Origin of the sequence: Curtobacterium sp. PhB142 (assembly GCF_004341255.1) — a bacterium.
Classification (GTDB): domain Bacteria; phylum Actinomycetota; class Actinomycetes; order Actinomycetales; family Microbacteriaceae; genus Curtobacterium.
The window spans coordinates 1-13,105 of record NZ_SLUT01000012.1; the positions used below are offsets into that span (position 1 = coordinate 1).

At 65.8% G+C, this 13,105-nt stretch carries 13 protein-coding genes and 1 pseudogene; 2 read left to right on the forward strand and 12 right to left on the reverse strand.

Annotated elements, in window-relative coordinates:
- Positions 1-249: 249 nt before the first annotated feature.
- The 10 genes from EDF31_RS17990 to EDF31_RS18035 all read right to left on the reverse strand — a co-directional run bounded on the left by EDF31_RS17990 (position 250) and on the right by EDF31_RS18035 (position 9,867).
- The gene (locus EDF31_RS17990) at positions 250-627 is read right to left on the reverse strand and encodes a helix-turn-helix domain-containing protein (protein ID WP_131847209.1); all 378 of its coding nucleotides are present in this window, start codon (positions 625-627) and stop codon (positions 250-252) included.
- 587 nt (positions 628-1,214) lie between these two features.
- Positions 1,215-2,804 carry a glycoside hydrolase family 32 protein gene (locus EDF31_RS17995; RefSeq protein WP_131847211.1) on the reverse strand — a complete coding sequence of 530 codons (1,590 nt, stop codon included), beginning with the start codon at positions 2,802-2,804 and terminating at the stop codon, positions 1,215-1,217.
- The gene (locus tag EDF31_RS18000; RefSeq protein ID WP_131847214.1) at positions 2,794-3,120 is read right to left on the reverse strand and encodes a hypothetical protein; all 327 of its coding nucleotides are present in this window, start codon (positions 3,118-3,120) and stop codon (positions 2,794-2,796) included. Before EDF31_RS18000 ends, EDF31_RS17995 begins: the two co-directional genes overlap by 11 nt.
- A gap of 35 nt (positions 3,121-3,155) precedes the next feature.
- Complete coding sequence (locus EDF31_RS18005; RefSeq protein ID WP_131847216.1) at positions 3,156-3,368, reverse strand: twin-arginine translocase TatA/TatE family subunit; 213 nt, start codon at positions 3,366-3,368, stop codon at positions 3,156-3,158.
- A gap of 40 nt (positions 3,369-3,408) precedes the next feature.
- Positions 3,409-4,164 (reverse strand): twin-arginine translocase subunit TatC, encoded by a 756-nt coding sequence (gene tatC, locus EDF31_RS18010; protein WP_131847218.1) that lies wholly within the window; start codon positions 4,162-4,164, stop codon positions 3,409-3,411.
- Between the two features lie 56 nt (positions 4,165-4,220).
- Positions 4,221-5,123 carry a carbohydrate kinase gene (locus EDF31_RS18015; RefSeq protein WP_243650139.1) on the reverse strand — a complete coding sequence of 301 codons (903 nt, stop codon included), beginning with the start codon at positions 5,121-5,123 and terminating at the stop codon, positions 4,221-4,223.
- A gap of 61 nt (positions 5,124-5,184) precedes the next feature.
- Positions 5,185-6,612, reverse strand: coding sequence for a glycoside hydrolase family 32 protein (locus EDF31_RS18020; protein WP_131847222.1), 1,428 nt, complete (start codon positions 6,610-6,612; stop codon positions 5,185-5,187).
- Positions 6,609-7,400 (reverse strand): carbohydrate ABC transporter permease, encoded by a 792-nt coding sequence (locus EDF31_RS18025; protein ID WP_243650141.1) that lies wholly within the window; start codon positions 7,398-7,400, stop codon positions 6,609-6,611. Before EDF31_RS18025 ends, EDF31_RS18020 begins: the two co-directional genes overlap by 4 nt.
- 113 nt (positions 7,401-7,513) lie before the next feature.
- The gene (locus EDF31_RS18030) at positions 7,514-8,461 is read right to left on the reverse strand and encodes a sugar ABC transporter permease (protein ID WP_131847226.1); all 948 of its coding nucleotides are present in this window, start codon (positions 8,459-8,461) and stop codon (positions 7,514-7,516) included.
- Entirely contained in the window at positions 8,461-9,867 is a 1,407-nt protein-coding gene (locus EDF31_RS18035; RefSeq protein WP_131847228.1) for a sugar ABC transporter substrate-binding protein, read from the reverse strand. The genes EDF31_RS18030 and EDF31_RS18035 overlap by 1 nt, the downstream gene beginning before the upstream one ends.
- Before the next feature lie 137 nt (positions 9,868-10,004).
- On the opposite strand from EDF31_RS18035, the gene EDF31_RS18040 reads away from it, so the two are divergent.
- On the forward strand, positions 10,005-11,054 hold the full coding sequence (locus tag EDF31_RS18040) for a LacI family DNA-binding transcriptional regulator (protein ID WP_131847230.1): 1,050 nt from the start codon (positions 10,005-10,007) through the stop codon (positions 11,052-11,054).
- Positions 11,055-12,527 carry a glycoside hydrolase family 32 protein gene (locus tag EDF31_RS18045; protein ID WP_131847232.1) on the forward strand — a complete coding sequence of 491 codons (1,473 nt, stop codon included), beginning with the start codon at positions 11,055-11,057 and terminating at the stop codon, positions 12,525-12,527.
- Between the two features lie 85 nt (positions 12,528-12,612).
- Here EDF31_RS18045 and EDF31_RS18050 read toward each other — a convergent pair whose 3' ends face one another.
- Both EDF31_RS18050 and EDF31_RS20415 read right to left on the reverse strand, forming a co-directional pair.
- Entirely contained in the window at positions 12,613-13,026 is a 414-nt protein-coding gene (locus EDF31_RS18050; protein WP_243650145.1) for a GH32 C-terminal domain-containing protein, read from the reverse strand.
- Positions 13,006-13,104: pseudogene (locus tag EDF31_RS20415) on the reverse strand (hypothetical protein); the annotation flags it as partial. The pseudogene EDF31_RS20415 and the gene EDF31_RS18050, both read right to left, overlap by 21 nt.
- Position 13,105 lies beyond the last annotated feature (1 nt).

Here is a 13,105-nt window from a genome sequence, read left to right on the forward strand (position 1 = left end):
GGCAGGTCTGGCCGCCACCCGAAGGCGGCCAGACATCCCGGAGCGACACCACGCAAACGCGGTTTCAGCTGCGGAGCAGATACCCGAACCTGCTCATGAACAGAGTCAAACAGCCCTCACCACGCGGATCCATCCCCAAAACAGGGGGAAAGGTCGTTCTCTCGCACCGGACTCGACACGACACTGGTCTGCGCATCTGCCCCGGCAGCCCCAACTCCAGGGCACTCGCTGGAGCCGTCATACCGGCAGTTAGGCGCGGGCGGCGTGTGCGGTCTCGGACGGTGCCTCACCGTACTGGGCCCGGTAGTAGGCGGAGAACCGGCCGAAGTGCGCAATCCCACTCGCCGCCGCAGCCGTTCCGACCGGCTGATACGGGTTCGCGAGGATCATCAGTCGTGCCCGATGCAACCGCAGCACCCGGACTACGAGGGAGGGCGGCATCCCCAAATCCCGCTGGAACGCTTCCTGCAGGCCCCGTTTGCTGTAGCCGCTCGCCACCGCGATCTCCGGCGCTGTCAGCCGCCCCCGATACCGCGACCCGATACAGACCAACGCCCGAGCCACCGCCGGCTTCTGCACGCCAACATCGATCCCCACCGCTGCAAGCTCGTCCGACGACGTCGACATGAACCGACCGTAGACCCAGCCCACCAACCACGGTCACGGATCGTGAAAGCGTCCCCGAGGACGGCCGCCGCAGCCGGCACGGTTTGCTGGCATCCCCCTTAGTGAAGCGGGCCGCAGCGAACTCATCTTCTGGGAAAGCATGACCGCGTAGCGATCCCCTCAGGGACCCTCACTGCTCCCGCGGAAAGGGCGACACCACGGGCTCGCCAACAGCTCCCCCAAGCCCTCTGCCACGCGCTGCGTCCCACAAACCGTCAAGACAACGCAACGAGCCACCAGCCAGGCCGAGACGACATTCCGAGACAAGCGGCACCCGCTTGGATGCTGATGTCACCGACATGGCAATGTGTCTCACGGCTGCATCTCGGAAAACTATAGTTTTACGAGGCGGACGACGTGCTGCGTTTGTCGCACCCTCACCGGGCAGTTTCGCGGGACACCTACACGGGATTCCCCGGGTCAAGCAGGACAGGGGCAAGTTGTCGCGGTTGATGCCGCCGAACGTGCACCGGAAGGCGACCGGCTGGCGGGCAGCGCAGAAGCCGCCGCAGGGCGAAAGGCAGCTGCTGCCTTTCGCCCTGCGCGTGCTAGCTTCCGTATTCGCGGATGGTGATGTTAGAGAAGGTGGCGGGACCGCCGTCGGAGTACAGCGAGATACCTGTGTCGCCGGCGTCGAAGTTCACCTGGTTGGACAGGACCGTGTAGCCGGCGTTGACGAACACCTCGACGCTTTGCGTGTCGACGAGGATGCGGAGATGCACGGCGCGGGCGGCCGGATCGATGGGCGCTGCAGCCCGCGTGTAGGGCGCCAACGCGAATCCTGCACGGTCGGACGGCGCGCGGTCGACGTACAGGTCGCTCCCGTACTTACCGATGTTGGTGTGCCGCGCCCCGTCCGTCGAACGTCCGACCGAGACTCCGACGTTGGTGGCACTGGTCCACGTGACGTCGAGCTCGATCTCGTACGCGCGGCCGTTGTAGGGCAACACCACCGAACCGTTCACGGTCTGGTTCGCGATCGGCACGGTCCGCTTCGCGGTGCCCTTGAGCGCCGCGATCGGTGCACTGAGGAGGGTGTAGCGACCATCGGTCTGCTTCTGCAGCGTGATCTCGCGGACGATCGAGTTCTGGCCGTTGTACCCATCGGATGCGTCGGTGGGTACCTGCCGGTTCGCGTACTTCCAGTTGTTCATCCAGCCGAGGCCGTACCGCTTTGTTGTCGGCGCTTCGTTGGCAGGCCAGGTGACTGCAGCGTACCAGTCCCACCCCCAGTCGAGCCATTGCGGGGTGAGGTTATCCGCCGTGTACGTGGTGCCGTTCCAGGAGCCGGTCCAGTACGCGTACGTGCAGGGCAGCCCCTCGTTGTAGGCGTCCATGCTGCCGGCGAGGACCCAGTGTTTGGTGCCGTCATTTGCTGTGATCTGGAAGAGGTCGGGGCATTCGATGCCGCCGAGGTTGTGGTCGGGGTAGTCGAAGTTGTGCTGCAGCGTCCAGTCGATGAGGTTCTTCGATGTGTAGAACGCGGCGTAGCGCTGCCGGCCGATGACGCAGACCCATTCGTTGCGGGCGTCGTCCCAGGCCACCTTGGGGTCGCGGAACCACTCGGCGTTGGAGATCTGCGCGTCGGTGGTTGCGGCGCGTCCGTCGGTGTTGACGATGACGGGGGTCGGTCGGGCGGTGAAGGTGAAGCCGCCGTCGGTGGAGTAGAAGAGGTACTGCTCCTGATACTTCCGAACGCCTCCAGTGGGGCGGGTGGCTAGCGCGATGACGGCGCCGGCGCCGTAGCCGGCGGTGTTGTTCGTGTCGATCAGGGTGCAGCCGGTCCAGGTGGGCAGGTTGGTCTGCAGGGGGATGACGGTGCCCTGGAAGGTGAAGTTGATGCCGTCGGTGGTGGAGACGTGGTCCCACCCACCGTCCCCGTTGTCGACATCGGAGTGCAGGTAGTAGAGCTGGTAGGCGCCCCGGGTGAACACCGGGCGCTGCGGGTCGGACAGCCATCCAGCCGGCGGGGTCATGTGGTACTTCGCGCGGAATGATGTCGCTGCGGTGGCTGACGTTGAAGCGGATCCGGCGGTGGCGGCCTGGGCGGCCTCAGCGGGTGCCGCGGTGGCGAACAGCGCCAGGGCGCCGATTCCGGCGCCCTGGAAGAGGGCTCGGCGGTGAATTTCAGAGGTCATCGTTGACTCCGGTTCGAGGGTTGGTTGGTCCTGCGGTGTGGGTGAGCGCCGTTGGTTGGACGGCCGGTTCGTGTGGTGTCTGGGGTTGCGTGAGAGCGTCGCGGATGATGCGGCGCGGGTCGTAGCGGCGCGGATCGAGTTCGGACCAGTCGATGTCGACCCCGGTCTGCTCTTCGATCTGCGCTTTAGTCGTGTCAGCCCATCCCCGGAGTTGACGCAAGAGAGCGGTGAGCTGCTTGGTGTGGGCAGCTAGCCGAGCCGGTCCCAGACATAACCCTGCGATGGCGGCGATGACGAGCAGCTTCTCGAGGTCCACGGTGCTTTCCTTTCGTCAGCCCGCCAGGGAGCAACTCACTCGTGGGACGGCACGGTGCCGTCGTGTGTGACCGGGGTGCTGGCCGGGTCTGCGCTCTTCTTGTTGTCGCCGGCGTGGATCTCGCTGCGGAAGATGTTGAGCGACTGTCCCAGCCCCTTTGCCAGGGCGGGCAGCTTGGTGGCGCCGAAGAGGAGTACGACGATGCCGAGGATGATGAGCAGGTGGATGCCGGTGAGGTTGCCGAGCATGATGAGTCCTTCGTGTGCAGGCGGCGCAGCGGACGCTACGTCACGGGGTGGTGGTTGAGGAAGCCGTCGAGAGGCGCCGGGCGAGACGGCGGTCGTGTAGCCAGGCGACCGCGCACGCTGCGAGGTAGAGCACGCCCATCGGGATGGCGAGCAAGAACATCGACGCGATGTCAGCGGACGGTGTGACGAGTGCAGTGAAGATGAGGATGCACAGCACGGCGATGCGCCATGCGCCGAGGATCGCTTTCGCGGTGAGGACCCCGACGAAGTTGAGCAGGACCAGGAACACCGGCAGGACGAACGCGATACCGACGGCGAGGACGAGCTTCACGGCGAAGTCGTAGTACGCCTTCGCGTCGACGATCGAGGTGTCCTGGTGGGCGACGAAGCTGCCGAGGATCTGCACGATGTGCGGCAGGACGTACCAGCCGAACCAGCATCCGCCGAGGAACAGGGGAATCGCGGATCCGAGGAACCCGACGGCGTAGAGCTTTTCCTTCCGCACCAGGGCAGGAACGACGAACGCCCAGACTTGGTACAGCCAGACGGGGCTGGCGATGACGACCGCGATGGTGATCGTGATTTGGAGGCGCAGGTCGAAGGCGCCGCTGATCGCGGGGAAGTTCAGTTCCGCGGTGTGACCGCCGCCGGCGTTTGCGAGCTCGGTGACGGGTGCGCGGAGTTGATCGAGCACGAACGGTGTGAGGAACCAGCCGATGACCGCGCAGACTGCGATGGCGAGCACCGCGCGGAAGAGCCGCTTTCGGAGCTCGTTGAGGTGCCGGCCGAGTGACATCGTTCCGGCGGCGGGGCGCTCATGCCGCGTCGTCCCTCCGGAAATGGACGGGGCGCTCATCTGGTGGGCGCTCCCCGCGCTGCGAGCACGTTATCAGCGGTTGGTAGGTCCGCACCACGACGGCTCACGGTGATCGCCGCGGCGGTGGCGCTGACCTGCCCGAGTCTTGTCAGAGTGCTGGAGTCCAGGGCGTCGAGCGTGATGGTGGTGTCCTGGAGTTGCCAGATGAGGGTGGCCATATACGTGTCGCCGGCCCCGACCGTGTCGACGACGTCGACGCGTTCGCTGGGCACGGCGATCCGCTCTCGTGCGGTGGTGAGCGTTGCGCCGGCGGCACCGGTGGTGATGGCGGCCAGCGTGACGCCGAGCTCGAGGAGCCGGTCGAGGACGACGTCGGCGCTGTCGCCTGGGTAGAGCCAGGCGGCGTCCTCGTCGGAGAGTTTCAGCACAGTGGTGTCCGCAGCGAGCTGCTCGAACCGAACCCGTTCTGCTACCGCATCTCCGAGGAGCGCGGGTCGGATGTTCGGATCGAACGAGACAATGCCACCGGCGGTTGCGGTGCGTCGAACGAGCTCTCGCACTTTGCCCGCTCCGGGCTGCAGGAATGCGCCGATCGATCCGATGTGCAGCCATCGAGGCGTGTCCTGCAGGTGCGGCAGGTCCCATTCGATGCCGAACTCGTAGGTAGGCTGACCGTCCGGAGCAAGCAGGACTGTCGCCGCGGAGGTTTTCGTGGCACCGAAGACGCCTGGCACCAGCTCGACCCCTGACGCCTCGAGGTGATCTGCGACCTGGTTGCCGCGAGCGTCGTTCCCGAGCCACGTGGCGAACTCGACCGGCGCGCCGAGCCGTCCGAGCCCGAGAGCGACGTTCGCGGGGCTCCCGCCGGGGATCTCCCGTGTGGCGTCGTCGTGGACGATGTCGACGAGGGCTTCTCCCGCAACGGTGATTCGATGCACAGTCATCTCCTTCGATGATTGGGAACGAGGTGGTGTCGGCGAACCTGTCGGCGCCGCTCCGCTAGATCGAGGCGGATCCAGCCGTGGCGTCGGCGGCGGGAGCTGAAACAGTTGTGACGCTCGGCTTGAGATGCCACGCCAGCGCCTGGTTTGGGGCTTCCACGCTCCACGGCGGCGCCTGCGTCGGGTAGACGCGCGTGGTGACGGAACGTCCTGCGCTGGTGAACAGTTCGAGAACCGAACCGTCTAGCAGCACTCGGACTGCGGGTCGGTCCGCGGTCCGGTCGAAGGGAGCACGAATCACCGCGGGGCTCGGGTCAGCGCGGTAATCCGTGCTGGCGTGCGCCCGGTCGACGGTGAGGGTGTCTGCATCGACGTCGACCGTGATGTCGAGGTATTCGGCATCGGAGAAGCGCAGCCGGATGCAGCCAGTGATGGCGACGGGCAGCACGATTTCGGCTTGCGCGCCGATGCGAGCACCGTTTGCAGCCTGCGAGCTGCCGACGCGAAGGGCGTCGATTGCGGGGTGGGGTTCGGTGCCGAGCCGACCGTTCGTGATCCACGCCCGGCGCGGTAGAGAGATCGCGCCGGACCAGCCTGCTTGCTCGGTCCACTGCTCGGTTCGGCCTTCGGTGACCCATCCGAAGAGCACCGGCCCCCACGAGCTGGTCCGCATCACGGAAGCTGCGTAGAAGTGCTGCCCTTCATCGACTTTGAACGGCGAAGGAGACACGGCCAGCGGGATGGCGACCACCTCGCCCGGGCCGGCGGCGTGGGACCAGGACGCCACGATCGCGATGTCGATGCCGTCGACGGTGAGAATCTGTGGGCACTCCCACCCTTCGCCGGTATCGATGCCGTTGACCGTGTCGCGTGCCATCGACACCAGATCGCCCGCGTGGCTCCAGCTGATGCCGTCGACGGATCGGTAGTGGCGGACAGACGCGGTGTGATTCCTGGCCGCCGCGCCGACCGCCATCGACCATCCGTCATCCGTTTGCCAGACGAATGGGTCGCGGAACATGGTGATCGCCTCGTCAGCAGACGGGTCGGCGACGACCTGCACGGGAGGGCCGAACGTTATCCCACCGTCGGTGGATTCCGCGAGGAGGACCGACTGGAACGGACTGTGATCGACTTTGCCGGAGTAGTAGGCGCGGACGGTGCCGTTGTGCAGGACCGTGTTACCAGACCATGCGCCGCCGGAGTCGGCGCCACCGGGGACGGGGACGATCGCCGGCCGGTGGAGCGTCCAGTGCACGAGGTCGTCGCTGGTGGCGTGGCCCCACTCGACGGGGATCTCGAGGTCCACCCGCGGCCGGGACTGGAAGTACAGGTGCGCCTGCCCGCCGATGTCGATGGGGCCGTTCGGATCGTTGACGTACCCACGAGGGAGTCGGACGTGGAACTGCGGAAGGAGGTGGTCTGTTGCGGTCACGGCGGGTGCGGCTTCCTGGGGTGCTGGTGGCAGGGCGTGGAGGTCGGTCATCGGGACGACCCCGCGGTGACGCCTTCGATGAAGTACCGCTGCGCGAAGATGAACAGCAGCACGCTCGGAATCATGGTCAGCACGACGCCTGCGAGGACGACTGAGATCGATCCGGTGCCGAGGTTCCCCTGCAGGCCGACAAGCCCGAGCGGCAGGGTGAAGGTGTCCTGCTGGTTGAGGAAGATCAGCGGCCGGTAGTACTCGGCCCAGAAGCCGGAGAAGTTGAGAATCGCCAGCGTCGCGATCGCCGGGCTGGCCATCCGCGAGTACACGTGCCAGAACACCCCGAACTGGCTCGCGCCGTCGATGCGGGCCGCCTCCCCGAGCTCCTTGGGCATCTGCATGAAGTACTGGCGCATGAGGAACGTCCCGAACGCGCTGCCGAGCGCGGGGACGATCAGGGACGCGATGGAACCGGTCAGCCCCAAGTCCTTCAGGATGACGAACACGGGGATGATGATCGTCTGGATCGGCACCATCATCGTGGCGAGGAAGATGCCGAAGATGGTGTTCTTCCCGGGGAAGCTGATCATCGCGAACGCATACCCGGACAAGGTGCAGGTGATGGTCTGTCCGACGACGATGAGCAACGTCACGAGAACGCTGTTGACGAAGAACTGCCCGATCGGGATCTGGTTGAACACCGCCGCGTAGTTGCCGAAGTCCCACGAGAGCGGGATCCACTGCGGCGGGTTCTGGAACGACTCCGCCGGGGTGCGCAGCGAGGTGGTCAGCGTCCAGAGCAGTGGCCCAAGGGCGAACACGGCGGCGATGATCAGGATGATCATCCCAAGGATGCTTCCCACCTTGGCGACGGGCTTGCGGCGCCGAACGATGTGGCTTACGGCCGGCTGCGCGACGGTTTCCGGGGCGTGCAACGGGTTGAGGGTGTCAGTGGTCGTCATTGGTAGAACACCAGCTTTCGTGCGGCGATGAACTGGATCCCGGTGATGATGCCGATGATGACCAGCAGCAGGATCGCGATGGCCGAGGCAAACCCGAACTGCAGGTTCTGGAAGCCGGCCTGGTACATGGAGATCGTCGCGGTCGTCGTCGCGGTGCCGGGGCCGCCCTTGGTCATGATGAACGGCTGGTCGAACAGCTGCATCGCGTTGATCATCGCGATCACGGTCGCGAACAGGATCGTGGGGCTGATGAGCGGGATCTTGATCCGGAACAGGGTCCGCCAGGGGCCGGCACCGTCGATCGCTGCAGCTTCCTGCACGTCGACGGGCACCGCGAGCAGTGCGGCGACGAAGAGCACGAAGGTGAAGCCGACCTGCTGCCAGACCACCACCATCACGACCGTGACCTTCGCCCAGAAGGGATCGTTCAACCAGTGCGCCCCGGGGAGTCCGATCTCGTTCAGGTAGTAGTTGATGAGGCCGAACTTGGTGTCGAAGATGTAGCCCATGAAGATCGACACGGCCGCCGTCGACGCCAGCAGGGGCAGGTAGAACGACGTCCGGAAGAACACACGCGTGGCGTTGCGCTTCCGGTTGTTCGCCAACACCGCCAGGAGCAGGCCGAGCGAGATCTGCAGCACGACGATGGCGATCGCGAGGGCGACAGTCACACCGAACGATGCCAGGACCGGCCCGTCGGTGAAGAGCCGCTTGTAATTGTCCAGTCCCACGAACTTCGGGCTGCTGATGACGTCCCATGACGTGAACGAGAGCCCGAGGGAGGCGAGGATGGGGATGAGGGTGAACACGGCGACAAAGAGCACCGCGAGCCCGATCATCAGGAACCCGAACGTGGACTCACGTCGGCGGGCGCGCTTGGCCGCCGGCCGGCGGGCTGCGACCTTGGCAGCCCGCCGGATTGGTGTTTCTGTTGCTGCTGTCATCACGAAGCCTGCGACGCTGCCTTCTCGATGTCTGCCTGGAGGCCGTCGAGCGCCTTCTTGGCGTTCCCAGAGGAAATCGCCTGGGTGGTGCGCTGGTTCAGAGCCGTGGCGAGGGCGTTGTAGTACGGCGGTGCGGAGATCGGCACCGAGTTGTCGAGCTGGTCGTAGAACACCGACCAGTGCTCCGGCCCGGTTGTCTTGTACCGCTCGGCGGTCATCAGCGACTTCTGTGCCGGTGTAGTGACGTTGCCGGGCCAAAGGGCGTCGAAACTCTCCGGCTGCACCATGACCTTGATGACCTCGAACGCGAGTTCCTTGTTCTTGGAAGAGTTGAAGATGCCGTAGCCGCCGGCGCCGAAGAGCGACTTGTTGCTCTTCCACGTGGGGAACTCGACGACATCGAAGCTGCCGTTCTTCATCCCGGCGTTGTGGAGGCCACCGGCCCAGAAGCCGCCACCGATGGTCATACCGATCCGTCCGGATGCCATCAGACCCTGCAGCGTGGCGCCACCGCCAACGTCGGGCGACGGGGACGCACCGGACTTCTGCAGGTCGATGACGTACTGCAGCGCCTCGATGGCGGCATCCGAGTTCGCCGTGGGGTCGCCCCACTTCCAGCCGCCCTTGCGTCCGGAGACACCGATCGGGTTGTCGGAGAAGGCCTTGCTGTTCCACAGCCAGTCGCCGCCGGAGTACTTGCCCTCCTCGAGCAGGTTCCCGTCGTTGGCGTAGAGGAACGAGGTCCAGCTGCCCCAGAGGCGAACGACCCAGTCGAAGGCGTAGGTGCCGCCGCCGACCTTTGCGATGCTCTCAGCCGAGGAGTGGAAGTCGTCCATCGACCACTTGCTCGTCGGGCGGGACAGGCCGGCCTTGTCGAACAGGTCGGTGGAGTAGAACATGCTGCCCGCGTTGAAGCTGTCGGGCAGCGTGTAGAGGTGCCCCTGGTACATCGTCGACTCGAGCAGCGCCGGGTGGGCCCCGGTGAAGTAGGTGTGCAGGTCCGAGAGGTTCTTCGTGACGTAGTCGTCGAGCGGGGTGAGGAGGTTCTTCGACGCCAGCAGCTGCTGCCCCTCGGTTGCCACGCTGACGATGTCTGGCACGTCACCCGAGGCGATCTGCGTGAGGACCTTCGCGAGGAAGTCGTTCCAGTCGGTCCCGTTAATCGCCGTGACCTGCAGGCTCGCCTTCTTGTCGAGCTGCTTGATCTTCGGCTCGATGGCTTTCTGCAGGGCCGTCGCTGCGCTCTGCTCACCGAAGTAGAGCATCTTCACCGTGCCGGAGGTGCTGCCTCCGCCGCCGGTGGTTGAGCAAGCAGCCAGCGATCCGATACCGGCCAGCGCGAGGCCTGCGCCACCGAACTTGAACAGCGTGCGCCGGTCGATCGGGGTGCTGAATCCGTTCGCCATGGGTCGCTCCTCTCTGAGCGATAGTGACCCCGCTAGGTCGGGGCCAATACGTATTTGCATGGCGAGCGTACACAGCATGCAGAGCGGACGCAATACGTATTTGCTTCTGGCATGATGATGGCAACGGAGGAGGCTCAATGGCGAACCGCAAGCGCACAACGCAGTCACAGCGCGTCACCATGAAGGACGTCGCGCGCCACGCTGGCGTGTCCCAGCCGACGGTGTCGTTCGTCCTTAACGATCGCCGGGACGTTTCAATCGCTGCTGAGACGCGCACTCGTGTCCTCGAGGCCGCGAAGGAGCTGAACTTCCAGCCCAACCGGGCGGCGCAGTCGCTGCGATCGAATCGGTCCTACACAGTTGGTGTGATCGCCGACCGGCTTGTCTCCCAGCCCTACGCCGGTCACATCGTGCTCGGCGTGCAGCAGGCCGTGCAGGAGGCCGGGTACGTCTGCTTCGTAGTCGAGACCGCGCAAACCACCGACGGCGGCAAGGCCGCCGTTGAGAACCTCGTACAGCAGGGCGTCGCCGGCTTGATCTACGCAGCGCCTGGGCCCGAGTACGTCACCCCTGTCGACGGACTGGACACGGTCCCGACAGTCTTCGTTAACTGCTTCCCGCCCGGGGATACGCCCGCGGTGACCGTACTCGCTGACGAATACCAGGGCGGGTACGACGTCGCCGCCGCCGTTTTCGCAGCCGGCCACACCAATGTCGCCTTCCTCGGCGGCCCTGCGGACGACTACGCCTGTCAGGAGCGCAAGCGTGGACTCGAACGTGCCACCGCCGATTCGGGCATTCCCTCGACGCAGATCAGCATCACGTTCGGCACCTTCCAGGTGGGATCCGGCTACGACCTCGCGGTGGAGGTCCTCGACGACGCTGCCACCCGTCCGACGGCGATCATCTGCGGCAACGACCGAATGGCGGTCGGTGCGCTGATGGCGGCCCAGGCGCTGGGAATGCGCTGCCCGGAGGACATCAGCATCGTCGGATTCGACGACCAGCCCGACCTCGCCGACCAGATGCATCCACCGCTCACCACCGTCGCACTCCCGCACCAGCAGATGGGCTTCGAAGCCGGAACGCTGCTCCTGGCGGAGGCGGAACAGCCCGGCCGACACCTCGTGCCCTGCGAATACGTCTCCCGCAGCTCGCTCGCGGCCCCACGACCCGAAGGAACCTAAGTGACTCCCCCGCCCAGCACCCACTTCCAACCCCCGAATGGCTACGTCGGCGACGTCATCCCGTTCGAACACGACGGAACCGCGTGGCTGTTCTACCTCCTCGACGAACGACCGGACGCTCCGCCGCTCGAACGAACAACGGGGATGCCCTGGGCGGCCGTCACCACAACCGACTTCGTCACCTTCACCAACGAGGGCGTCATACTGCCCTCCGGCGGCCCCGACGCGAGCGACTTCGACTGCTACACCGGCAGCGTCGTCCGCGATGAAGAGGGAACGCTGCATTTGTTCTACACAGGGCACAACCCCCACATCAAGACCGGATCCGATGGCGGCGGCAAGGACGCGCAGGTCATCGCGCACGCGACGTCGTCCGGCGACCTGACCGACTGGGTCAAGCACCCCGACTGGAACTTCCCGGCGCTCGCTGGCTACTCCCCCGAAGACTGGCGAGACCCCTTCGTCTTCCGCCCGGCGGCCGACCGGCCCTGGCAGATGCTCCTCGCCACGCGGCGACTCGGCGAGCCGTACCGGCGCTCCGGCCTCGTTGCACGCCTCGAATCCGATGACCTCGTCACTTGGCGGGACGCCGAGCCGATCTGGGAGCCGCACCGCTTCATCACGCAAGAGTGCCCGGACGTGTTCCAGTGGGGCGACTGGTGGTACCTGGTGTACTCGGAGTTCTCCGACGCCTTTTGCACCCGATACCGTATCGCGAAGTCACCAGACGGCCCATGGCTCGCGCCCGCTGATGACACAGTCGACGGCCGCGCCTTCTACGCAGCAAAGACAGTTGCCCTTGGCGATCAGCGGTACTTCGTCGGGTGGATCGCGTCGAAGGAAGACGAACGCGATGGCGGCCCGTGGCAGTGGGCGGGCACCATGGCGACGTTGCAGGCCCACCAGCGTGCCGACGGGTCGTTGCGGTTCGACCTACCTGACGGGGTGAAGGCTGCGTACCCGAACGAGGTCGACGTCACCGCGGAGCTTGAACCGACCAACGGTGCGGAGGCAACCGTCGGCGCTGGCGCAACCACCCGATACGCATCCTGGGTTGGCCCGGAGCTACCAGAGGAAGCGCTCGTGGCTGTGGACCTCACCCTGGAAGCAGACACCCGCTCGCTGGGTTTGCTCCTGCGCACCAGCGACGACGGGGAAGAGGGCTACGCGCTCCGCCTCGAACCTGACCGGAACCGGCTCGTGTTGGACCGGTGGCCACGTGGCACGACTGGCACCGAGCAGTGGCAAATCCTCGGCGATGTGCCGCACGCCGTCGAGCTCGAGCGCTCGGTAGAGCTCGCCCCCGGCAAGCACCACATCGAGGTGCACCTGGACGGGGACATCTGTGTCGCTGTCATCGACGGGGCCGTCGCGCTGAGCACACGCCTCTACGACAGCCCTGCCGGCCGCGTCGGCGTGTTCGTGCAGGACGGCGCGTTCACGCTTGACCGCCTGACGGTCCGCACTCGCTAACGCTGGCACGGACGAAGTGCGCCTGCCCCGGACGACGGGGCAGGCGCACTTCGTTTCCGCGTTACTTCCAGATCGACTTCAGAGTTCAGGCTCGGAGGTCATCGACGCGGGCGGTGCCGCCCGTGGCGAACGCGCTGACCCCGGTGCTGGTGGAGTCCGGGAAGATCTGATCGGTGAGAACGACCTGGCCGTCGGCGCCGAACACTTCGATCGAGGAAGCGTCGACCAGGATGCGCAGGTCCAGGCCGCCGCGGGCAAGCTGCAGGGGCGCCTCACTGCGTGATGCGAACACGCTGCTGAAATCTACGTTCCAGGAATGGGTGCGGTCGATGAACACCGTTCCGGTGCTTATGTCGTACCCAACCTGCGTGTACCGGATCAGCGCTAGGAGCGCGATGCGGGTGTTTTCGTCCTGCGGCGGATCGAAGCGAAGGGTGGCGCGGAGGCCGCCTTCGGGTGGGGTGTCGAGCTGGAGGTGGGTGTGATGAACTGTTGCGATCCACTCCACGATCGCAAGCCCGGTCCCGGTGCCCTCGCTGGAGCCGTACCCGGCTTGCCGGACGAGGCGTCGCTGCGCG